The organism is Lentzea sp. CC55 (assembly GCF_021056325.1).
Lineage (GTDB): Bacteria > Actinomycetota > Actinomycetes > Mycobacteriales > Pseudonocardiaceae > Lentzea > Lentzea jiangxiensis.
On record NZ_JAJCXE010000006.1, the window covers coordinates 1 to 21432 of the forward strand.

Sequence of the window (21432 nt, forward strand, 5' to 3'; positions counted from 1 at the left end):
TGGAGTTGTCCCTGAGGTCCGGACATCTTGATCCCTGACAGCTGGGTTGTCGGGGGAGAGGATGTCGTTGTGCCTGGTGTGTCGAGTTATCCGGAGTCGTTCCGCAGGGACGCTGTGGAGTTGGTGTTGTCGTCTCCTGATCGGTCGTTGCGGCAGATCGCGCAGGAGTTGGGTGTCTCGCACGAGACATTGCGGGGCTGGGTGCGGACGGCCCGTAAGCAGGCCGATCCGCAGCAGGTCGCGGCAGCGGAGCAGGCCGGTGAGACGCGGATGCTGCGCAAGCGGCTGGCGGAGCTGGAGAAGGAGAACGAGATTCTCCGCAAAGCGGCCGCCTATTTTGCTCGCGAGATGGATCGATGATCCACCGCTACCGGTTCATCTCCGAGCACCGCGCCGAGTTCGGCGTGCAGCGGTTGTGCCAGGTCCTGAAGCTGCGGCGACAGGGCTTCTACGAGTGGGAGGCCGCCGGACCGGCTCGCCTCGAGCGGGCTGGGCGGGACCGGGACCTGGCTGCGGTGATCACCGAGATCCATCGGGCCCACCACCGTGGTTACGGCCGGCCGCGTATCACCGCGGAACTGCGGCGACGTGGTCTGGTGGTGAATCACAAGCGGGTCGGCCGGCTCATGCGCGAGCACGCGGTGGCGGGGATCAACCGGCGGCGGCGCCGGCTGCTGACCACCGTCCCGGCAGACCCCGTGACGGTGACACCGGTGCCGGACTTGATCGGCCGCGACTTCACCGCCGCCGCGCCCGGGAAACGACTGGTCGGAGACATCACCTATCTGCCCACCGCCGAAGGCACGCTCTATCTCGCGACCGTGATCGACCTGCACAGCCGCGAGGTCATCGGCCACGCCATGTCCGCGCAGATGCGCGCAGACCTGGTCAGCGACGCCGTCGATCTCGCCGCCGCACGCGGCCTGATCAGCGGTGACGCCGTGTTCCACTCCGACCGCGGCACCCAGTACACCTCCCGCGACTTCCGCGACACCCTCACCCGCCACCGGATCCGCTCCTCGGTCGGACGCAAAGGCTCCTGCTACGACAACGCCGTCGCCGAAGCCTTCTTCGCCACCCTCAAAACCGAGATCGGCACCACCACCTGGACCACCCGCCACCAGGCACGATCCGACATCTTCCGCTACATCCACTACTACAACCACGACCGTCTACATTCGACAATCGGCTACCGAACCCCAACCGAAACACGCATCACCTACGCTGCGTGAACACCCCGTGTCCGGGAACCGGGGACAACTCCAGCGTGGCGGTTTGACACCCCTCCTCGGGCGCGGCCAGAGCTGGGGCACGACTCGTGACGAAGCCACCCCACCCGAGGTGTCTTGGAAAGACGGCTCGCCTTCGGCATCGCGGGGTGGTCTGGGTGCGGCTGGACGCTGGGTCTGACGGCTCGCCTTCGGCGTCGCGTGCGGATTTGGGTGCGGCTGGGCGTCTGGCGTGACTGCTCGCCTTCGGCCTCGGGGTGATCTGTGTTCGGGGCGCGCTGGGGCTGATGGCTCGCCTTCGGCATCGCGGTGATCTGTGTGCGGAGCCGCGCTGGGGTTGACGGCTCGCCTTCGGCCTCGCGGGTGGTCTGCGTGCGGCGCGCTGGGTCTGACGGCTCGCCTTCGGCGTCGCCGGGAGTGTCGGACCTGCTCGGTACGTTGGGTCGCGGGGGATCCCGAAACCGAGGGGACCCCTGCGCGAGCGTGCCGTCGTGGTCGAGCGGGTGCCTGGGCACCCGGTCGGGTGTGAGAGGCGTCTCAGCCCTCGTCGATCACGTCCGGGTCGAGGCCCAGGTAGTTCGCCACCTGTTCCACGAGGACTTCGTGCACCAGGTCCGCCAGGTCCGCGCCGTCCTTCGCGCGCGCCTCCAGCGGGCGGCGGTAGAGAACGATCCGGGCACGGTTGTCGGAGACCGCAGGGAGCAGGCGGGCCAGGGGGACGCTGCCGTCCTCCACCACGCCGTCCTCGCCCTCGACCTGCACTTCCGGCACGTCGTCGACTGCCACGTCCAGCTGCGTCAGCTCGGTTCGCCAGCGGGCCTCGATGGGTTCGAGGGCCTCGATGACCAGGGCGTCGAAGCGTTCCGCCCGCGAGCGCGCCGCGGGGAGGGTGGCCGGGTAGAGCGGACCGCGCAGGCCTCTGCCGTGCCGGTCGCGGTTGCGCCGACGTGGCGAATCCTGTCGCCGTGAACCCCTTGCCATCACCACAACCCAGCAGCCTAGTTGCTCCCCCTGACGACCAAACACAGCGTGCCTCACACACAGCCTCGCGTGGACGCGCTATCGTCCCCGATCGTGCGGAGCGTGAGACGGTGCTCGCGAACCGGGTGTGCTAACCCGGCTGTCGCCACGCTCACCTACGCCTATGCGGACTCCACCGCAGTCGTCGGACCGCTCGCCACGTACTCCGAACCGCACAGCTACGACCTGTGCGAGGAGCACGCCTTGCGGCTCACGGCGCCGCGTGGCTGGGAGGTCGTGAGGCACCAGGGTGAGTTCGCGGCGCCCGAGCCGAGTGTGGACGACCTGACGGCCCTGGCCGAGGCGGTGCGGGAAGCTGGGCGGGCTGATGTCAGCCCGAAGCTCCCCGACGTGCCCGCGGGGTCTCATCGGCGTGGGCACCTGCGGGTGCTGCCCGATCCGCACGAGGACTGAGCGACCACACGCACCACTAATCTTCTCGCCGGTAGGCTGCCCAACCAGTGGCCGTCAAGAGCGAGTTTCCTGGGAGTGTGCTGCGTGCGTGACCTGTCCGGCATCGTCAAGGCGTACGACATCCGCGGGGTGGTCGGCGAACAGCTGGACGCCGGCGTGGTTCGCGACTTCGGCGCGGCGTTCGCGCGCCTGGTCGGTGGACCCGCGATCGTGATCGGTCACGACATGCGCGACTCGTCGCCCGAGCTGTCGCGTGCCTTCGCAGAAGGGGCGCAGGCGCAGGGCGTCGACGTCATCAGCATCGGTCTGGCCAGCACCGACATGCTCTACTTCGCGTCCGGCAAGCTCGACCTGCCGGGTGCCATGTTCACCGCGAGCCACAACCCGGCGCAGTACAACGGCATCAAGCTGTGCCGCGCGGGCGCCTCGCCGGTCGGCCAGGACTCCGGTCTCGCGCAGATCCGCGAGGACGCCGAGAACCAGGTGCCGGACGCCGAGGGCGTCGAGCCGGGCAGGTTCGAGGAGCGGAACATGCTCGCGGACTACGCCGAGTACCTGAACCAGCTGGTCGACCTCAAGGGCATCCGCCCGCTCAAGATCGTGGTCGACGCGGGCAACGGCATGGGCGGCTACACGGTGCCCAAGGTCTTCGAGGGCCTGCCCGTCGAGGTCGTCCCGATGTACTTCGAGCTCGACGGCAGCTTCCCGAACCACGAGGCGAACCCGCTCGACCCGAAGAACATCGTCGACCTCCAGGCCCGCACCAAGGCCGAGGGCGCGGACGCCGGCGTGGCGTTCGACGGTGACGCGGACCGCTGCTTCGTCGTCGACGAGAACGGCGACCCGGTGAGCCCGTCGGCCATCACGGCGCTGGTCGCGGTGCGCGAGCTCGCCAAGGACCCCGGCGGCACGGTCATCCACAACCTGATCACGTCGCACGCGGTGCCGGAGATCGTGCGCGAGCACGGCGGCAAGCCCGTGCGCACGCGCGTCGGCCACTCGTTCATCAAGGAGGAGATGGCCAAGACCGGCGCCATCTTCGGTGGCGAGCACTCGGCGCACTACTACTTCCGCGACTTCTGGCGTGCCGACACCGGCATGCTGGCCGCGCTGCACGTGCTGGCCGCGCTGGGGGAGCAGGACGGCCCGCTGTCCGCGCTGACCTCGGACTACAACCGCTACGCGGCCTCCGGTGAGATCAACTCCACGGTGCAGGACCAGGCCGGGCGCATCGCCGCCATCAAGGACGCGTACGGCTCCAAGGACGGCGTCACGGTCGACGAGCTGGACGGTCTCACCGTGCAGCTCGCGGACGGGTCGTGGTTCAACCTGCGCGCCTCGAACACCGAGCCGCTGCTGCGCCTGAACGTCGAAGCCGCCACCCCCGAGGCCGTCGCCGCGCTCAGCGACGAGGTCCTCGCGATCGTGCGGGCCTGAGGAGAGAACAGAAGTGGCCGTCAAGCTCGAAGAGCAATTGCTGGAGATCCTCGCCTGCCCGTGCCCGGAGCACGCGCCGCTGCAGGTCGGCACGCCCGCCGACCCGGAGGCCGATTTCCTCACGTGCACCGCGTGCGGTCGTTCGTTCCCCGTGCGCGACGGCATTCCGGTGCTGCTGCTGGACGAGGCGGTCGAGCCGCCGTCGGCTGGGTGAACCAGTGCTCGACGACACGCTGCTCGACGACGCGCGCCGCCTCGCCGACGCCGACACGGGTGGCTGGCTGCGCGCCGCCGCACGGGCGGGGGCGCAGGTCCGCGCCACCGCCGAGGCCGCGGCCGAGGCGGGCGTGGAGCGGATCTTCGACGAACGGCCGCGCGCGGTCGTGCTGGTCACCCGGCCCGGTCACGCGGTCGCGGTCTCGGGCGTCGTCATGGCGTTGCTCGGTTCCGGCTGCCCGGTGCCGGTCGTGGTGTCCGACGAGGTGCCGCCGTGGGTCGGTGCCCTCGACGTCGTGCTCGCCCACACCGAGGACCCCGGTGACCGGGTGCTCGCCGAGTCGATCGACCGGGCCGTCCGCCGGGGCGCCAGGACGCTGCTGACGGCGCCGGACTCCGGTCCGATCGCCGCGGCCGCCGCCGGCCGGGCCGTGCTGCTGCCGTCGCGCATCGACGTGCCGCCCGGCTTCAGCTTCCACCGCGCGCTCGCCGCGTGGCTCATCGTGCTGAACGCGCTCGGCCTGCTCAAGGTCGACGTCGACCTCATCGCCGACGAACTCGACCGCGAGGCCGAGCGCGACCACCCGATGCACGAGTCGTTCGTGAACCCGGCGAAGTCGCTGGCGCTGCGCGTCGCCGACCGCACGCCGCTGCTGTGGGGCCTCGACGAGGTCGCCACGTCGGTGGGCGTGCACGGCGCGGGCGTGCTGGCGGCGTTCGCCGGGGTCGCGTGCGACGTCGCCGGGTACCCGCAGGCGCTGACCCGCCCGGTGCTGCACCGCCGCGCGGTGCAGGGAACCTCTGGTGCGGACCTCTTCGCGGACCCGGACGACGAGCCGGGCAGCGGACTCGTGCGCGTGCTGCTGCTGGCCGTGCGCCAGGGCCCGGAGGCCGAGGCCCTGCGGCGTGCCGCCGAGGACGCCCTGCCGGGAGCGGACGTGCTGGAGCCGGCCGTCGAGGTGGCGGGAGGCGACGCGGTCAGCGCCGCGCTCCTCGCGCTCCGCTTCGAACTGGCCGCGCTGTACCTCGGGCTCGCCGCCGGAACGCTCGGCGGCAACCCGTACTGGTTGGGGAGCTGACTCAGAAGTGGACCTGCTGCACAACGCGGTCAGGCCGTACGCGTGGGGTTCGCGCACGGCCATCGCAGAGCTGCTCGGGAAGGAGGTGCCCGCACCCCATCCCGAGGCAGAGCTGTGGATGGGCGCCCACCCCGGCGACCCGTCCCGCGTGCTCGGCCCGGACGGCGTCCAGCGCTCGCTGCTGGACCTGCTGACCGCGGACCCCGAGGGCCAGCTCGGGCCTCGCCTCGCGCAGCGCTGGGGCAGCAGGCTCCCGTTCCTGCTCAAGGTGCTCGCCGCCGAGGAGGCGCTGAGCCTGCAGGCGCACCCGTCCCCGGCGCAGGCCGCCGACGGCTTCGCGCTCGAGGAGGCGCGCGGCGTGCCGCTCGACTCCCCGGTGCGCAACTACAAGGACCCGGCGGCCAAGCCGGAGCTGGTCTGCGCGCTGACCGAGTTCCACGCCCTCGCGGGCTTCCGCGAGCCGGCCCGGACCGTCGCGCTGCTGCGCTCGCTCGACGCCCCCGCGCTCGCGCCGTACACCGAGATGCTGGTCGCGCAGCCGGACTCGTCGGGCCTGCGGGCGTTGTTCACGATGCTGATCACGCTGCCGCAGACGTCGCTGTCGGTGCTGCTCCCGCAGGTCCTCGACGCGTGCGTGCTGCACGTCAAGGAGCACGGCGAGTTCGACCTGGAGTGCCGCACGATCCTGGAGCTGGGCGAGTCCTACCCCGGCGACGCGGGCGTGCTCGCGGCGTTGCTGCTCAACCGGATCGTCCTGCAGCCGGGCGAGGCCATCCACCTGCCCGCCGGCAACCTGCACGCGTACCTGCGCGGCACGGGCATCGAGATCCTGGCGAACTCGGACAACGTCCTGCGCTGCGGCCTCACGCCGAAGCACGTCGACGTGCCCGAGCTGCTGCGCGTGCTCGACTTCACGTGCGGCGACATGGAGGTGCTGACGGGCGAGGAGGTCCAGCCGGGCGTCCGGGTCTACCGCACGCCCGCGCCGGAGTTCGAACTGTCCCGGTTGGACGCGGCCGCCGAGACGCGCGTCGACCACGAAGGTCCGCAGATCATGATTTGCACGAGGGGCGCCGTGGTACTCACGAACTCGCGCGGTGAAGAACTGCGGCTGGCGCGAGGTGAGTCCGTGTGGCTGCCCGCGTCGGACCCGGCGGTGCTGGTCCGACCGGATGGTGTCGAATCCGCTGAACTTTTCCGCGCGACCGCGGGAACGGACTAAGGTTCACCACCGGACAAACGGGACTGGCTTTCAGCAAGGAGACAGGCGTGTCAGCAGGGGGCGGGACCAAGGCCATCGTCGCGGCGTTGGTGGCGAATGCCGGTATCGCGACGGCCAAGTTCGTCGGATTCTTGATCACCGGTTCGTCGTCGATGCTCGCCGAGTCGGTGCACTCGGTCGCCGACACGTCGAACCAGGGCCTGCTGCTGCTCGGCCAGAAGACGGCTCAGCGCAGGGCGACCAGGCTCCACCCGTTCGGCTACGGCCGCGACCGCTACTTCTGGTCGTTCGTGGTGGCGTTGCTGCTCTTCAGCCTCGGCTCGGTCTTCGCGCTGTACGAGGGCATCCACAAGCTGCAGCACCCCGAGGGCCTCACCAGCCCGCTGGTCGCGGTCGGCATCCTCGTCGTCGCGATCGGCCTCGAGACCTACAGCTTCATCACCGCGATCAACGAGTCGAAGAAGATCAAGGGCGACGCCTCGTGGTGGGGCTTCATCCGCAACTCCCGCACGCCGGAGCTGCCGGTCGTGCTGCTGGAGGACCTCGGCGCGCTCGTCGGCCTGGTGCTCGCGCTCTGCGGCGTCGGACTCACGATGATCACCGGCAACCCGGTGTTCGACGCCCTCGGCACCGTCTGCATCGGTGTGCTGCTCGGCGTCATCGCGATCATCCTGATCATCGAGATGAAGTCGCTGCTGATCGGTGAGGGCGCGGCGGACAAAGACCTCGACGTGATCTGCGACGAGCTCGCCGCCGGCAAGGTGCAGCGCGTCATCCACATCAAGACCCAGTACATCGGGCCGGAGGAGCTGCTGGTCGCGGCGAAGATCGCGCTGGAGCCGCAGCTGTCGCTCGACGAGGTGGCGCAGGCGATCAACGACGCCGAGCAGCGGGTGCGCAACAAGGTGCCGCACGCCCGGCTGATCTACCTGGAGCCGGACCTCGACCGCTCGACGGTCACCAGCTCCTGACGCTGTCCGCACACGGGGACCTTTCGTTCGCACCACGCGAGCGGGAGGTCCCCGTGTGCGTTCGGAGGGGAGCTTGGGCATCTCAGCTGGTGGATACCTCTAGGGTGGGCCGATCGGGGATCCATCGAGGAGGTATGCACCGTGCCGGGGAACGGGTTGTGGCGCACGAAGTCGATCGAGCAGTCGATCGCGGACACGGACGAGCCGGGCACCAAGCTCCGCAAGGACCTGACGGCGTGGGACCTCACGGTCTTCGGCGTCGCGGTCGTGATCGGCGCCGGCATCTTCACGCTGACGGCGAGCACGGCGGGCAACATCGCGGGGCCGTCGGTCTCGCTGTCGTTCGTGCTGGCGGCGATAGCGTGTGCGCTGGCCGCGCTGTGCTACGCCGAGTTCGCCTCGACGGTGCCCGTCGCGGGTAGCGCGTACACGTTCTCCTACGCCACGTTCGGCGAGTTCGCCGCGTGGATCATCGGGTGGGACCTGGTGCTGGAGTTCGCGGTCGGGTCGGCCGCGGTCGCGAAGGGCTGGTCGGCCTACCTGCAGACGACGTTGGGGCTCATGGGGCTCGACGTGAAGACCGAGGTCGGCGACGGCATCAAGTTCGACTGGGGCGCCGTGCTCCTGGTCGCGGTGCTCACGGCGTTGCTCGTCGTGGGCACGAAGCTGAGCTCCCGGGTCAGCGCGGTCATCACGGCCATCAAGGTCGCGGTGGTGCTGCTCGTGATCGTGCTCGGCATCAGCTACATCAAGGCGGAGAACTACTCGCCGTTCATCCCGCCGGCCGCGGAGAGCGGTCCCGCCGCGCACACCGGCATCGAGCAGTCGCTGTTCTCGCTGATCACCGGTTACTCGGGCAGCACCTACGGCGTGCTCGGCATGCTGGCGGCGGCGTCGATCGTGTTCTTCGCGTTCATCGGCTTCGACGTCGTGGCCACCACGGCGGAGGAGACCAAGAACCCGCAGAAGGCGGTGCCGAGGGGCATCCTCGGTTCGCTCGCGATCGTCACGGTGCTGTACGTGGCCGTCACGCTGGTGATCACCGGCATGGTCCCGTACACGAAGCTCGCGACGCAGCCGGACGGCACGCGCGCGACGCTCGCCAGCGCGTTCGCGGACAACGGGGTCGACTGGGCGGCGACGGTGATCTCGGTCGGCGCGCTCGCCGGTCTCACCACGGTCGTCATGGTGCTGATGCTCGGCCAGAGCCGCGTGCTGTTCGCGATGTCCCGGGACGGCCTGCTGCCGCGCGGTCTCGCGAAGACCGGCAGCCACGGCACCCCGACGCGCATCACGATCATCATCGGTGTGCTGGTCGCGGTCGCCGCCGGTTTCTTCCCGGCGGGCAAACTCGAGGAGATGGTGAACGTCGGCACGCTGTTCGCGTTCATCCTCGTGTCCGCGGGTGTGCTGGTGCTGCGCAAGACCCGGCCCGACCTGTCGCGCGGCTTCCGCGTGCCGCTCGTGCCGCTGGTGCCGGTCCTCGCGATCCTCGCCTGCGTGTGGCTGATGCTGAACCTGACCGCGCTCACGTGGGTCCGGTTCCTCATCTGGATGGCTCTCGGCGTCGTCGTCTACTTCGTCTACAGCCGGCGCAACTCGGTGCTGGGCAAGACGGGTCAGGGCAGGGTCGAGCCCGAACCGGTCGTGCGGCGCGGCGAAGAGCCGGGCCACTAGCTCGTCACCAACTACCCTGCGCACCATGGAAAACCCGCCGTGGCTCTCCGAGGAGGAGGCGAACGCCTGGCACCACTTCGTCCAGGCGTACCACCTCCTCGAAAGACAGATCGAACAGCAGCTGCAGCGCGACGCGGGCCTCTCGCACGCGCAGTACAACGTGCTGATCGTGCTGTCCGAGCAGCCGGGGAACCGCATGCGGATGACCGAGCTGGCGCGCAGGGTCGTGGTGTCGAAGAGCTCGTTGACCTACCAGATCGGCAAGCTGGAGAAGTCGGGACTCGTGCGGCGCGAACCGCACGAGTCCGACGAGCGCGGCATTCTCGCCGTGCTGACCGACGCGGGCAAGGAGCTGCTGCGGACCACCGCGCCCGGTCACGTCACCACGGTCCGCGAGTACCTGATCGACCTCTTCACGCCGGAGCAGCTCGCGCAGCTCGGGGCGTTCATGCAGGTCGTGCACGAGAAGGCGGACGACTAGGGGAGTGCCAGCAGTCCCCGTTCATCGAGCCACTCCGCCACGTCGCCGGGGCCGTGCCGGGTCACGTCGAACTCGAACACCGGCAGGACTGACTTCGCCGCGAGCGCCCGGAGCTGCTGCTGTTCGGCGATGAACGGCTCCAGCGACACGTACTGCTTCGGGTTCGCGCTGATCTTCAACCTTTCCTCCCGCGCCTCCTCGAAGGTGTCGTCGGGGCGTGTGCACAGCACGATCGCGAAGTTCAGCGGCTTCAGCCGTTCCTCCAGCCAGCCGAAGTCGAACGTCCGCCCCTGCCGCGCCTGGTAGGCCAGCGTGGACAGGTGGAAGCGGTCGACGATCCACGAGTAGTAGCGCTGCAGCTCGAACATCCGCACCCACGTCTCGTAGGTCTCGATCGCCTGCGCTGTCTCGTCCGGGGCGAAGTCGATCAGCCCGCGGCCCCACGGTTCGTTGGTGAACCCGCTCCACTCCGCCGAGATCAGCGGCGAGTGGTAGCGGTACTTGCGGTGACCGACGAGTCGCGGGTGCTCGTTGAGCGCGTAGGCCAGGTCCGTCTTGCCGGTCAGGCGCGTGCCTTCGAGGATCACCTTGGGCGTGAGCTTCATGGTGGTTAGCTTGCCCTGTGATCCTGTGTCTCGACGTCGGTTCCACCTGGACCAAGGCCGCTCTGGTGACCCCGGAGGGCGAACTGGTCAGGACAGGGCAGCACCCGACCACTCCTCCCGAGGTCCTGCGCGGCATCGACGCCCTGCGCGCGGAGGTCGGTGACGGCGAGGTCCTCGCCTGCTCGTCGGCCGGTGGTGGGCTGCGGCTCGCGGTCGTCGGCCAGGAACGGGTCGTGAGCGCCGAGGCGGGCTACCGGGTCGCCCTCAGCGCGGGCGCCAAGGTCGTGCACGTCAGCGCGGGCCCGGTCGACGTTCGAGCGCTCCGTGCGTCGGTGCCGGATCTGGTCCTGCTGGTCGGCGGCACGGACGGCGGCGACCAGTCGGTGCTGCTGCACAACGCCGCGAAGCTCGCCCGTGTCGCGGTGCCGATCGTGCTGGCGGGCAACGTCGAGGCGCAGCCGGAAGCGTTGGCACTGCTGGGGAAGCGGACCGTGGTCGCCTGCCCGAACGTGTTGCCGGACGTCGGTCGCCTCGCGCCGGAACCGGCTCGCAGGGCGATCCGCGAGGCGTTCCTCCAGCACGTGATCGGCGGCAAGGGGCTGTCGCGCGGGCCGCGGTTCCGGCGGCTGGTGCGGGCCGTGACGCCGGACGCCGTGCTGGCCGGGGTCTCCCGGCTCGCGGCGCAGGACCGCGAGGGCGCGGTGCTGGTGGTGGACGTCGGCGGCGCGACGACGGACGTCTACTCGGCGGTGTCGGCTGTGGACGGTGAGGGTCTGGAGAGGACGGTCGCGCTGCCGCCGGACCGCCGCACCGTGGAGGGCGACCTGGGCATGCGCTGGTCGGCGCCGGGGGTGGTGCGGGAGGCTCTCGCCGAACGGCTGACGACCGAGGACCTCACCGCCGAGGCGCGGTTCCGCGCCGAGAACGTCGGCTGGCTCGCGGACGACCCCGCCGTGGACGTGCGACTGGCCTCGTTCGCGGCGATCCTGGCCGTGCGCCGGCACCTCAGGCAGGTCGACGGTCGGCTCGGGCCGCACGGCGCGGGACTGCTGGTGCTGTCGGGCGGGGTCTTCCGGCACACGCCGGACCTCTCGCCGGTCGTCGAGGCGCTGCGGGCGGACCCGGTGCTGCGGCCGGTGCTGCGCACCGCGGAGATCACCGTCGACCGCGACTACGTGCTGGCACCGGTCGGGCTGCTCGCCGAGTCGGGGCGGCTCGAGGCCGCCGACCGACTGGCGAAGCGGCTGGGTTAGGACGCCTCTTCGTCGTCCACGAACTCCAGGAGATCACCGGGCTGGCACTCCAGCACGCGGCACATGGCTTCCAGGGTGCTGAACCGGACGGCCTTCGCGCGGCCGTTCTTCAGCACCGCGACGTTGGCCGGCGTCAGCCCCACCTTCTCCGCGAACTCGCCGACGCTCATCTTGCGCTTGGCCAGCTCGACGTCGATGCGCACGACGATGGCCATCAGATCACCGCTTCCATGTCCGAACGCAGGTCGGTCGCCCGCCGCAGCAGCGCCCGCATCACGACCATCACCAGGCCCACCACGGTGACCCCCGTCGTCAGCAGGAACAACAGCATCGGCAGTCCGGGGTCGTCCGCGTTGAAGCCGACCCACAGGAACACGCCGACGAGCACGACCCACCCGGCCGCGATCGCCCACACCATCACGTCGACCCACTTCAGCGCGCCCTCGGTGAAGATCAGATCTTTGCGCACGAGCGTGAGCAGCTTCCACGTGGCCACGACCACGACCTGCGCGCACACGACCCAGAACACCGTGATGATCGTCGCGGGCCACCTCAGGTGGGCGTCGTCCGGGTTCTCCTGCGCCATGTGCGCGAACTGCCCCGGCAGCGACATCGTCTCGAACACGACCAGGATCCCGAACAGGACCACCAGGAAGACCCGCAGGGCGGTCACTGCCCAACGCTCAGCAATCATGCATCGAGTATCGGTAGTCATCTATCGAAAGTCAATCGGTAGTGATCGTGTCGCAACAGGTCTCTACAGTGATCGCCGTGGGACTGCGTGAGCGCAAGAAGACCGAGACCCGGGCCGCCCTGGCCGCCGCCGCACTGCGCCTCGCCCTGGACAAGGGCGCCGACAACGTCCGGGTCGACGAGATCGCCGAGGCCGCGGACGTCTCACCGCGCACCTACAACAACTACTTCCCGAGCCGCGAGCACGCGATCGTCGCCGGCATCACGGCCTCGCGCGCTCTTCAGGTGGCCGAGGAGCTGCGTGCGCGGCCCGCGGGCGAACCGCTCGTCGAGTCGATCATCGCCGCGTTCGCCGCGCAGTACCGCGAACCGCCGTCCGAGGCGCTGGCGCTGGTCACCTCGACGCCCGCGCTGCGCGAGGCCTACCTCGACTCGGTGTCCTCGGTGGAACCGCCGATCACCTCGGTCATCGCCGAACGCCTGGGCAAGGACGAGCTGGGCGCCTCGGTGCTCGCCGCCGCGGTGTCCACGGCGGCCCGGATCGCCCTGCAGCGGTGGGTGGACGTGCGCCCGTCGGGACTCGTGGTGGTGCCGGCCGCCTCGGTCGAGGACCTGCTCCGCGAGGCGATCGGCCACCTGGAGCCCGCTCTCAGGTGAGCTCGTCCGCCAGGACGCACATCAGCAGCGCGTCGTGCCACTCGCCGTCGCGGAAGAACGACTGCCGGAACCGGCCGTCGACCTGGAAGCCGACCTTCTTGTACGACTTGATCGCCCGCTCGTTCGCCTCGACGACGCCGAGCTCGATCGAGTGCAGCCGCAGGGTGTCGAAGCCGTAGCGGCACATCGTGCGCAGGGCGTCCGTGCCGTAGCCGCCGCCCCAGTGGTCCTTCTCGCCGATGTAGATGTCGACCTCGGCCCGTGCGTTGATCGGGTCCGCGTCCCGCAGCACGACGACACCGATGAGCTTGCGCTCCTCCAGCGTCTCGATGCAGAAGGTGACCTTCTCGTAGGAGTTCTCCTGGCGGTCCGCGAACCGCTTGCGCGTCGAGGCGAGCGACGAGTGGAAGTAGCTCTGCAGCCAGCGCATCACTTCTTCGTCGTTGTGCCAGCGGTTGAACGCATCGGCGTCCTCCGGCTCGACGGGCCGCAGTCGGACGAGATCCCCGGTCAGCATGGTCCGCAGACTAGGAGCCGCCCAGCGGATCGCGCGACCGCGTTTCCGGCTTGCGCGCGAACGGCAGCGCAGGCGACTCCGGCGCGTCCACCCGCAGCAGCCCCGCCGCGACCGCCACCGCCCGGTCCCACTCGGGGTCGGAGGTGTAGTCCGCGTGCCCCGACACCCCCGAGCGCCACCGCCGTCCCGGGAACGGGCCGCGCTGCGGGTCCGGCAGCCAGTGGTCCCCACCCAGCACCAGCGCCCCCGTCGGCCCGCGCAACGCCGGTGCCAGCGCGCCCTCCGAGCCGTCCTCGCGGTAGCCGACGCCGAGCAGCATCCCGTCGAACACCTGCCGCCGCCACGTCATCACCGCGCCGCCCAGCGGGTCCGTGCCGCGGCACAGCGCCCGCCACCGGCCGTCCAGGCCACCGGCCAGGCGGGCCAGGGACGCGTGCGGCACGACGGCCGGGAACGCCCTCGGGTAGGCCCACTGCAGCTGCGACCCCGCCGTCACGAGCCCGATCCGTTCGCGGTCGTGCGCCGGCAGTTCCTCCAGCAACCGGGCCGCGGCCACGGCGACCAGCAGCGACCCCTGCGAATGCCCGCACAGGACCACTCGGGTGCCGGGGTCGCGCAGGTGGTCCTGCACGCGCGTGACCAGCTCCGGCACCACCTTGAGCGCGTAGCAGGGCGGCACGATCGGGTGCGCCTCGCGCGGCCAGAACTGCGCGATGTCCGCGATGATCCCGAGCCGCCGCCCGGACTCCGGCTGCCGCGCCGCGAGGTACACCGCCCGTAGCAACGACACGGCCAGCATGCCCAGCACGAACACGCCGAAGGCCGAGAACGGGTCGGTCCACGACGCCAGCGACACGTTCCGCAGCCGCTGCAGCGAAGCCAGCACGGCACCCAGAACCAGCACGGCCGCCACGACCATGATCATGTGGTGGCCGTGGTTGCGTTCCCAGCGCGCCCACCACCACGCCCGCGTCGCCGCGCGGAGGTCGCGCATCCGGCCGGAGTGCAGCAACGACGCCTCACGCGCCCAAACCTTGCCCTTGCGGAACGCCCGCCACCGCACGGCGCTGGTGAACGACGCCACCGCGAGGACGCTCAGCAGCGCGAGCACGCCGGCCACACCCCAGAGCAGGGTGATGTACCGGTAGCCCTCCGGCAGCTGGAGCCCGGATCCCAGCGCCTTGCGCACCGGCAGCGCGACCCCGGCCCCGAACCCGCCGCCGAGCAGTCCGGCGATCGCCAGCACCGGCGCGGCGAACCAGCCGCCCGCCCACGGCCGCAGCTCGCGGGGGAGCTTGCGCCACGTGCCGCGGGCCAGCAGCGCGGCGGGCACCAGCAGCAGGCCGAACAGCACCAGCACGAACGCCATCAGCAGCGCCACGACCTGCACCGCCACGTCGGCGCCGGGCACCCTCAGCGGCAGCTGTTCCTGCAGGCCGAGCGTCGTCAGCACGAGCAGCGCCGAGATCACCACGAGCACGCGGCGCGGTGTGCGGCTCAACGCCGCCCGCAGCCACCGTCCGCCGCGATGAGGCGCACCGCCCGTGGGGTCGTCCAGCAGCAGCACGCCGAGCACGGACAGGCCGATCAGCACCAGCGACGCGACCCACGCCGCCGTGACCGCGACACCCATGCCGCCCGAGGCCGTGAGCTGCTTCAACGGCCCACCCAGGGCGATCAGCGACGCCACCGCGAGAGCCGTCACGACGTGCAGGGACCGCAGCGCCGGCGTGTCCGGATCCGTGGCGACGTGCGCGCCGGGCAGCCCGGACGACGGCTGCCTCTCCTGCTCCTCGGCGTCGGCGATCTCCCGGCGCTCGATCCGCCACTCGACGTGCGAGACGCGCCGCATCACCGCCACCACCACGACGATCGGCAGCAACCCGAGGAAGGCCCGGAACCACGGGAACGAGCGCACGTCACCGGGAACGCTGGTCAGGCACGCGGCTCCGGGACGCAGGCACTGCGCCGCGAGCAGGTCGAGGCTGACCACGGAGATCTGCGCGACCAGCAACGCGGTCAGCAGCAGCGCGAACACCCGCAGCAGCGACCGCAGGCCGATCCCGAGCAGGTGCGAGGGCAGGCTGCGCTCCGGGACGGGCGGGAGCATCCAGTGCGCGACGTTCGCGATGCTGAAGGGGAAGAGCAGCGCCCACGTGGCCTTGGCCACACCTCCGGACGTCATTCCACCCCACAGGTACCCCTCGACCACGCGGGGAGTGGAGCGGCCCTCGGTCTGCAGCACCGGACCCGGCGCGGGCCTGCGGAGCCTGTCCGCGGGACGCACGATGCGCCCGAGCCCGTCTCCCGCAACGTCCACGGCCGCGACGGCGTCGACCAACGTCTGCGGCGTCGTCCCCTGAACGCCGTGGACGCGCAGTTCGACGACACGTGTGTCCGGGCCCGCAATCAACACCCGAGACCTCCCTCACCCAACGTGGGGGACATAGTGGTGCATCAACGGGCGGTATGGTCGGACGACACCCTCTCTGAAGTGCCTTGGAGGACTTCGCAATGACCGCGGACCGGTTGCAGACCCGCAACGGCATCGACTTCGCAGTGGCCGACCTGTCGCTCCACGAGTTCGGTCGCAAGGAGATCCGTCTGGCCGAGCACGAAATGCCCGGCTTGATGGCGTTCCGCCGCGAGTACTCCGGGGTGTACCCCCTCAAGGGCGCGCGCATCTCCGGCTCGCTGCACATGACCATCCAGACGGCCGTTCTCATCGAGACCCTGGTTGACCTGGGCGCCGAGGTGCGCTGGGCGTCGTGCAACATCTTCTCGACCCAGGACCACGCGGCCGCTGCCGTCGTCGTCGGCCCCCACGGAACCGAGGAGGAGCCCAAGGGCATCTCCTGCTTCGCGTGGAAGGGCGAGACCCTCCCCGAGTACTGGTGGACGGCCGAGCAGATGCTCACCTGGCCGGACGGCAAGGGCCCGAACATGATCCTGGACGACGGTGGCGACGCCACCCTGCTCGTCCACAAGGGCGTCCAGTACGAGGCGGCCGGTGTCGTCCCGGCGGCCGACGAGAACGACTCGGAGGAGTGGACCATCGTCCTCGACACGCTCCGCGCGTCGCTCGAGAAGGACGGCAAGAAGTGGACGAACATCGCGGAGGGCATCCGCGGCGTCACCGAGGAGACCACGACGGGCGTCATGCGCCTGTACCAGCTGGCCGCCGCCGGTGAGCTGCTCTTCCCGGCCATCAACGTCAACGACGCCGTCACCAAGTCGAAGTTCGACAACCGCTACGGCATCCGCCACTCGCTGGTCGACGGCCTGAACCGCGGCACCGACGTCCTGATCGGCGGCAAGGTCGCGGTCGTCTGCGGCTACGGCGACGTCGGCAAGGGCTCCGCCGAGTCCCTGCGCGCCCAGGGTGCCCGCGTCATCGTCACCGAGATCGACCCGATCTGCGCCCTGCAGGCCGCCATGGACGGCTACCAGGTCGCACGCCTCGAGTCCGTCCTGCCGATCGCCGACATCATCATCACGACGACCGGCAACAAGGACGTCGTCACCGTCGAGCACATGGCCCAGATGAAGCACCAGGCGATCCTGGGCAACGTCGGCCACTTCGACAACGAGCTCGACATGGCCGGCCTCCAGCGCTACCCCGGCATCCGCAAGAACAACATCAAGCCGCAGGTCGACGAGTGGATCTTCCCGTCGGGCCGCACGATCATCGTGCTGTCCGAGGGCCGCCTGATGAACCTGGGCAACGCCACGGGCCACCCGTCGTTCGTGATGTCGAACTCCTTCTCCAACCAGGTGATCGCGCAGATCGAGCTGTTCACCAAGTACAAGGAGTACGACAACGAGGTCTACCGCCTCCCGAAGGTGCTCGACGAGAAGGTCGCGCGCATCCACCTCGAGGCGCTCGGCGGCGAGCTGACCAAGCTCACCAAGGAGCAGGCCGAGTACATCGACGTCGACGTCGAGGGCCCGTTCAAGCCGGAGCACTACCGCTACTGAGTTCACGCTGACGAGCCCCCGCCCGCCCGGGCGGGGGCTCGTCGCCGTTCGGCGGGCCGGGCTGCTTCGCTCGGTACGTGCGCGGGGCTCGGGGCACCGCTGTTCTCGACGGAAGTGGAGGCCGTGGAGAATCGAAGTGGTCGACGACGGGAACCGCCGGTCGATCCGCGGGCGGCGCAATGCCAAGGTCGGCATCGGTATCGGTTGAGGAGTGGCAGCGGTGGGATTCTTCGGCACCTACGCCTACGAGCACGGCTCGTGGAAGACGCTGTCCGAGGGCGAACTGCCGCCGCTCGCCGAGCCGTTCCTGTGGATCGACATCCACGACAGCGACATCACCTCGGTCGTCTACGCCCCCGCCGGCCCCGGCTCGGGCGTCGCCTACCTGGGCTTGACGCCGCGCACCTACTTCGAGAACCCCAGCGCTTCCGACCCGACCGACACCCTGCGCGAGGCCGCGGGGCTGGCCGAGTGGTGGGGCGCGCTGAACCCCGGCGGTGACGTGCCGGCGAAGCAGGCCGAGCTGCTGCAGTACCTGGCCGAGGACGAGGACCCGGACGCCTTCGAGTGGGACGAGTCCGAGGACGTCGACGAGATCGACGACGGCGAGGTGTTCGTCGAGGTCAAGACCCGGCGGTTCCTGGCGGAACTCGGCCTGCCGCTGCCTGCCGAGCTCGGATGAACTCCTGCCAGGCCTCGGCGCCGAAGGTCAGCTCGGGGCCCGCGGTGTTCTTGGAGTCGCGGACGCGAACGGCTTGGGAGAACGCGACCTCGACGCAGTTGCTCCCGTCGGTGCCACCGCTGTAGCTGCTCTTACGCCAGGTGCAGTTTCCGGCCACTGAGGTCCTCCCGCGATCGGCTGGCGAGATCCGCCACCATCGACCGCGATTGTTCCTCATCAAGTGCGAGCGCATCCAGGTGCGCGAAGATCGACTTGCAGTGCTTGAGGCCAGCTAGGTCCTGCACGAACACCTGGGCGAGATCCGACTCCGTGTAGGCCACGTTGCTCCGCTTGTCGTACTTCCACAGCACGTAGTTGGCCGAGTAGACACCCGCAGCACCACTTGTCGCGGGCACGATCCGGATGACGTGCGTGTGGAAGAGCAACCGCATGAGCTGGTCCTCCATGACCTCGTCACTGCCGACCTTCAGCCGCAGCGCGTACTCGTGGATGAAAAAGGTGCACTTCGGCCGGTTGTGGCGTCGGAGGATCGCCTGCCGCTCCATGCGGAAGCGAACGTTCCTCTCGATCACCTCCGGGCTCGCGAGGCCGCGCGCCCGGAACAGTCCGAACGCGTACTCCTCCGACTGCACAAGGCCAGGTATGGAGGTCATGTCGTAGCTGATGATCTCGTCCGCCATCGACTCGGCCAGCGACATCGTGCGCAGGTTGTCGGGCACCTGCACGAAGTAGGGGTTGAAGGCCGACCGGTACCTGTCCAGGAAGTCGGTGATGAAGGCCTGGCTGCGGCCACACCGCCCCAGGTACTGGATGATGTCGATCTCCGTGGCGCGCACCTTGCCGTGCTCGATGTTCGAGACCTTCGCGGGATCCCACCCGAGCATCCGGGCGATCTTCCGCCCGCGAAAGGTGGTGAAGCGCTCCCGGACCTGCCGCAACTCGTCGCCCAGGTCACGGCTGTATGGAGTGGACGGATCGCCGTTCATGGAATCCGACGTTAGGCGATGGAGAGACAACAACAGCGTGCCCGAACGGGTGGAATCGCGCGGCGCGGCGAGCGGGTTCGAGCCCTGCCGGTTCGACCGCGCGGTGCGAGGCGGTGGTGGCGGAACTCGGTTGACGTGCGAGGTTGACTTACCTCGTGCTCACGACGGTCATCCGGAGAACTCTGCGCGTGCCCACCTCGGCCGGGGCCGCCGGTGACGGCCGGGCCGCCGCGCGGCAGTTGGACGCCGTGCTGCTCAAGGTCGGGTTCAAGGCCTCGAAGGAACTGCTGGAGCACGTCGCCGGTTTCGCGCAGCCCACCGCGTACACGAAGTCCATCGTGGACGCCGTGCGCGGGCTCGTCGGCGACGACGTCAAGCACAACCCGTACTTCCTGACGTTCCCGCACGATGTTCCGGACACGGCCGAGTTCTGGACGGACTGCCTGCGGGACGCGCTCGCTCGGCAGGTGCCGGCGGAGGAATTGCGCGTCAACGGCTTCTTCAACCTGCTGGCGATGCCCGAGTACGGGCGCCGCCGGCACACCTACGAGGAGCTCCTCGCGGCGCACGACGAGCTGGTGCCGTCGATCAAGAACCGCCTCACGGTGCTGCACCTCGGCGGCACCCTCGAGGAGGAGACCCGCCGCCTCTACCTGGACCTCGCGGCGAGCCCGACCGTGCTCGGCGAGGCCGACCTGGCGCTGTTCGTCGAGCTGGCCGAGCGGATCGGCGAGGTGCCCGAGGACATCCCGTTGCGGGAGAACCGCGCGGTCGTCAACGCCGCTCGTCTGAACGGCGGGCTGGCGCCGGTCGGGGTCGACACCGTCACCGACGTGCTGCGGCTGGCCTGCCAGGCGTCCGGCGGCGACGTCACGTTGCTGGAGGCGACGCGGTTCCGGTCGTTCCGGCGTTCCGAGCGCCGCGTCCTGCTGGCCGCCCTCGACGAGGTCGTCGCGGGCAACGCGGGCAAGCTCGGCGACGTGCCTCAGCGGCGCGAAGCCTGGAAGCGGCTCGGCGAACGGTTGCACCCGCACGAGTACGGCCAGTGGCCGCACGCACAGGACGTGTTCGCCGTCGCGCGCGGGGAGAAGGCCACCAGGTCGTTCGCCGGACGCACGGAAACGGCGTTCCGGGCAGGCGACGTCCGCAAGGCGGCGGAGATCCTGACCGCGGCTCCGGGCATGCTGTTCCGTCAGCTGGACCGGTTGCTGCGCAACGGTTCCGCGGACGACGTCCCGGTGATCGTCGCCGCGGTGCGCCAAGTCGTGCCCGAGGTGTCCGGCCGGGTGGTCTGCTCGGTGCTCGAACACCTGGAGAACCGCGGGAAGCCGGACGTGGCGAGGGTGTTCGCGAACCGGTCGCGCCGCGCGTGGATCGCCGCCGACACCCGGCCGCCGCTCGACGCGCACGCGGTCGCCGCCATCACCTCGGTGCTGGAGGACGACCTGGTCCGGCGGCTGCCCGCGGTGTCCGGGCTGACCGTGGAACCCGCCGCGCTCGACGTCGTGGTCCCGTTGTCCGGCAACGCTTCCGAGGACGGCTTCGGCGTGCAGCCGCGCGGTTCGCGGGTGCCGCTCGACGGTGAGCTGCTGCGGTTCTTCACGTACTGGCGCCAGACGGCGATGCCCACCGACTACGACCTGTCGGCCGTGCTGCTGAACGAGAAGCTGGAGCACGTCGGTCAGGTGTCGTGGACGAACCTCAGCGACGACGGCGCGTACTACTCCGGCGACCTCACCAACGCGGCCGAGGGCGCGACCGAGTTCATCGACGTGCCGCGCCACACGGTGCGGACGAAGTACGTCGTGCCGCAGGTGAACCTCTTCTCGGGGGAGCCGTTCACCAAGGTCGCGGAGTCGATGTTCGGCTTCATGGGCCGCGACCTCGACCAGTTGGGAAAGCCGTACGAGCCGAGCACCGTGCAGGCCCGCATGCCGTTGAACGGCTACGGCAACATCGCCGTGCCCGTGATCTTCGAGCGGACGGAGACCGGCTGGACCGGCACGTGGCTGCACCTGTACCTGCGCGGCACGCCGTGGTCGAACCAGCTGGAGGCGAACCGCGACATGGTTCGGCTGGTCACCTCGGGTGTGTTGCGGCGCAGGTACTTCACGGTCGCGCGACTCGCGGAGCTGATCCGCCGCAAGACCACTGTGGACGCACCGGCGCTGCACATCGCGTTGTCCAGGCCGGAAGGCCGTCACGTCGTGACGGTCGACCAGCTCGCGAAACTGCTGGAACCTGGAGGTTCCGCCCTGCTAGCGTGAGCCACGACGAGGCCATGGGAGTGCTTCCTCCTAACACTCCAAGCAATT

General features: G+C 70.0%; 23 protein-coding genes. 15 read left to right on the forward strand and 8 right to left on the reverse strand.

The genetic code is table 11. The annotated features are described in order from the left end of the window. Window positions 1-78: 78 nt before the first annotated feature. Together L6E10_RS04040 and L6E10_RS04045 are read left to right on the forward strand one after the other, a co-directional pair. The gene (locus L6E10_RS04040) at window positions 79-360 is read left to right on the forward strand and encodes a transposase (protein ID WP_308102660.1); all 282 of its coding nucleotides are present in this window, start codon (window positions 79-81) and stop codon (window positions 358-360) included. Further along, entirely contained in the window at window positions 357-1232 is an 876-nt protein-coding gene (locus L6E10_RS04045) for an IS3 family transposase (RefSeq protein WP_236216912.1), read from the forward strand. Before L6E10_RS04040 ends, L6E10_RS04045 begins: the two co-directional genes overlap by 4 nt. Before the next feature lie 534 nt (window positions 1233-1766). Here L6E10_RS04045 and L6E10_RS04050 read toward each other — a convergent pair. Continuing rightward, window positions 1767-2210, reverse strand: coding sequence for a metallopeptidase family protein (locus L6E10_RS04050; RefSeq protein ID WP_090095939.1), 444 nt, complete (start codon window positions 2208-2210; stop codon window positions 1767-1769). A gap of 93 nt (window positions 2211-2303) precedes the next feature. On the opposite strand from L6E10_RS04050, the gene L6E10_RS04055 reads away from it, so the two are divergent. The 8 genes from L6E10_RS04055 (at window position 2304) to L6E10_RS04090 (ending at window position 9746) form a co-directional block, all read left to right on the forward strand. After that, window positions 2304-2663, forward strand: coding sequence for a DUF3499 domain-containing protein (locus L6E10_RS04055; RefSeq protein WP_236216914.1), 360 nt, complete (start codon window positions 2304-2306; stop codon window positions 2661-2663). 84 nt (window positions 2664-2747) lie between these two features. Then, complete coding sequence (locus L6E10_RS04060; RefSeq protein ID WP_236216916.1) at window positions 2748-4100, forward strand: phosphomannomutase/phosphoglucomutase; 1353 nt, start codon at window positions 2748-2750, stop codon at window positions 4098-4100. A 13-nt stretch (window positions 4101-4113) separates the two neighbouring features. Beyond that, window positions 4114-4314: a Trm112 family protein gene (locus L6E10_RS04065; protein ID WP_090094937.1), complete on the forward strand. Its 201-nt coding sequence runs from the start codon at window positions 4114-4116 to the stop codon at window positions 4312-4314. Window positions 4315-4318: 4 nt separating this feature from the next. After that, window positions 4319-5395, forward strand: a complete 1077-nt coding sequence (locus L6E10_RS04070) for an SIS domain-containing protein (protein WP_236216918.1) — start codon at window positions 4319-4321, stop codon at window positions 5393-5395. A gap of 7 nt (window positions 5396-5402) precedes the next feature. Further along, the gene (manA, locus tag L6E10_RS04075; protein WP_236216920.1) at window positions 5403-6617 is read left to right on the forward strand and encodes a mannose-6-phosphate isomerase, class I; all 1215 of its coding nucleotides are present in this window, start codon (window positions 5403-5405) and stop codon (window positions 6615-6617) included. A 47-nt stretch (window positions 6618-6664) separates the two neighbouring features. After that, the gene (locus L6E10_RS04080; RefSeq protein WP_236216922.1) at window positions 6665-7588 is read left to right on the forward strand and encodes a cation diffusion facilitator family transporter; all 924 of its coding nucleotides are present in this window, start codon (window positions 6665-6667) and stop codon (window positions 7586-7588) included. Between the two features lie 141 nt (window positions 7589-7729). Beyond that, window positions 7730-9265, forward strand: coding sequence for an amino acid permease (locus L6E10_RS04085; protein WP_236216924.1), 1536 nt, complete (start codon window positions 7730-7732; stop codon window positions 9263-9265). Window positions 9266-9290: 25 nt separating this feature from the next. Continuing rightward, the gene (locus tag L6E10_RS04090; RefSeq protein WP_236216926.1) at window positions 9291-9746 is read left to right on the forward strand and encodes a MarR family winged helix-turn-helix transcriptional regulator; all 456 of its coding nucleotides are present in this window, start codon (window positions 9291-9293) and stop codon (window positions 9744-9746) included. On the opposite strand, the gene L6E10_RS04095 is transcribed toward L6E10_RS04090, so the two are convergent. Then, on the reverse strand, window positions 9743-10351 hold the full coding sequence (locus L6E10_RS04095) for a hypothetical protein (RefSeq protein ID WP_236216928.1): 609 nt from the start codon (window positions 10349-10351) through the stop codon (window positions 9743-9745). The genes L6E10_RS04090 and L6E10_RS04095 overlap by 4 nt on opposite strands. 17 nt (window positions 10352-10368) lie before the next feature. Here L6E10_RS04095 and L6E10_RS04100 point away from each other — a divergent pair, with 17 nt between their 5' ends. Continuing rightward, entirely contained in the window at window positions 10369-11604 is a 1236-nt protein-coding gene (locus L6E10_RS04100) for a glutamate mutase L (RefSeq protein WP_236216930.1), read from the forward strand. Here L6E10_RS04100 and L6E10_RS04105 read toward each other — a convergent pair. After that, window positions 11601-11819 (reverse strand): helix-turn-helix transcriptional regulator, encoded by a 219-nt coding sequence (locus L6E10_RS04105; RefSeq protein ID WP_090094945.1) that lies wholly within the window; start codon window positions 11817-11819, stop codon window positions 11601-11603. The two genes, L6E10_RS04100 and L6E10_RS04105, sit on opposite strands and share 4 nt — an antisense overlap. Next, a complete protein-coding gene (locus L6E10_RS04110) occupies window positions 11819-12298 on the reverse strand; it encodes a DUF2975 domain-containing protein (protein ID WP_236216932.1) in 480 nt (159 codons plus the stop codon). The genes L6E10_RS04105 and L6E10_RS04110 overlap by 1 nt, the downstream gene beginning before the upstream one ends. 77 nt (window positions 12299-12375) lie before the next feature. Here L6E10_RS04110 and L6E10_RS04115 point away from each other — a divergent pair, with 77 nt between their 5' ends. Further along, complete coding sequence (locus L6E10_RS04115; RefSeq protein ID WP_236216934.1) at window positions 12376-12954, forward strand: TetR/AcrR family transcriptional regulator; 579 nt, start codon at window positions 12376-12378, stop codon at window positions 12952-12954. Here the strand turns inward: L6E10_RS04115 and L6E10_RS04120 are convergent. After that, window positions 12947-13471, reverse strand: a complete 525-nt coding sequence (locus tag L6E10_RS04120) for a GNAT family N-acetyltransferase (RefSeq protein ID WP_236216936.1) — start codon at window positions 13469-13471, stop codon at window positions 12947-12949. The two genes, L6E10_RS04115 and L6E10_RS04120, sit on opposite strands and share 8 nt — an antisense overlap. A 10-nt stretch (window positions 13472-13481) precedes the next feature. Then, window positions 13482-15887: a hypothetical protein gene (locus tag L6E10_RS04125; protein WP_236216938.1), complete on the reverse strand. Its 2406-nt coding sequence runs from the start codon at window positions 15885-15887 to the stop codon at window positions 13482-13484. Between the two features lie 98 nt (window positions 15888-15985). Here L6E10_RS04125 and ahcY point away from each other — a divergent pair, with 98 nt between their 5' ends. Together ahcY and L6E10_RS04135 are read left to right on the forward strand one after the other, a co-directional pair. After that, a complete protein-coding gene (ahcY, locus tag L6E10_RS04130; protein ID WP_236216940.1) occupies window positions 15986-17449 on the forward strand; it encodes an adenosylhomocysteinase in 1464 nt (487 codons plus the stop codon). A gap of 220 nt (window positions 17450-17669) precedes the next feature. After that, window positions 17670-18131 (forward strand): hypothetical protein, encoded by a 462-nt coding sequence (locus L6E10_RS04135; RefSeq protein WP_236216942.1) that lies wholly within the window; start codon window positions 17670-17672, stop codon window positions 18129-18131. Here the strand turns inward: L6E10_RS04135 and L6E10_RS04140 are convergent. Both L6E10_RS04140 and L6E10_RS39735 read right to left on the reverse strand, forming a co-directional pair. Beyond that, the gene (locus L6E10_RS04140) at window positions 18073-18363 is read right to left on the reverse strand and encodes a DUF397 domain-containing protein (protein ID WP_308102659.1); all 291 of its coding nucleotides are present in this window, start codon (window positions 18361-18363) and stop codon (window positions 18073-18075) included. The two genes, L6E10_RS04135 and L6E10_RS04140, sit on opposite strands and share 59 nt — an antisense overlap. Further along, window positions 18263-19117: a helix-turn-helix transcriptional regulator gene (locus L6E10_RS39735; protein WP_236216946.1), complete on the reverse strand. Its 855-nt coding sequence runs from the start codon at window positions 19115-19117 to the stop codon at window positions 18263-18265. The genes L6E10_RS04140 and L6E10_RS39735 overlap by 101 nt, the downstream gene beginning before the upstream one ends. 143 nt (window positions 19118-19260) lie before the next feature. Here L6E10_RS39735 and L6E10_RS04150 point away from each other — a divergent pair, with 143 nt between their 5' ends. Then, the gene (locus L6E10_RS04150) at window positions 19261-21384 is read left to right on the forward strand and encodes a hypothetical protein (RefSeq protein WP_236216948.1); all 2124 of its coding nucleotides are present in this window, start codon (window positions 19261-19263) and stop codon (window positions 21382-21384) included. The last annotated feature ends 48 nt before the right edge of the window (window positions 21385-21432 follow it).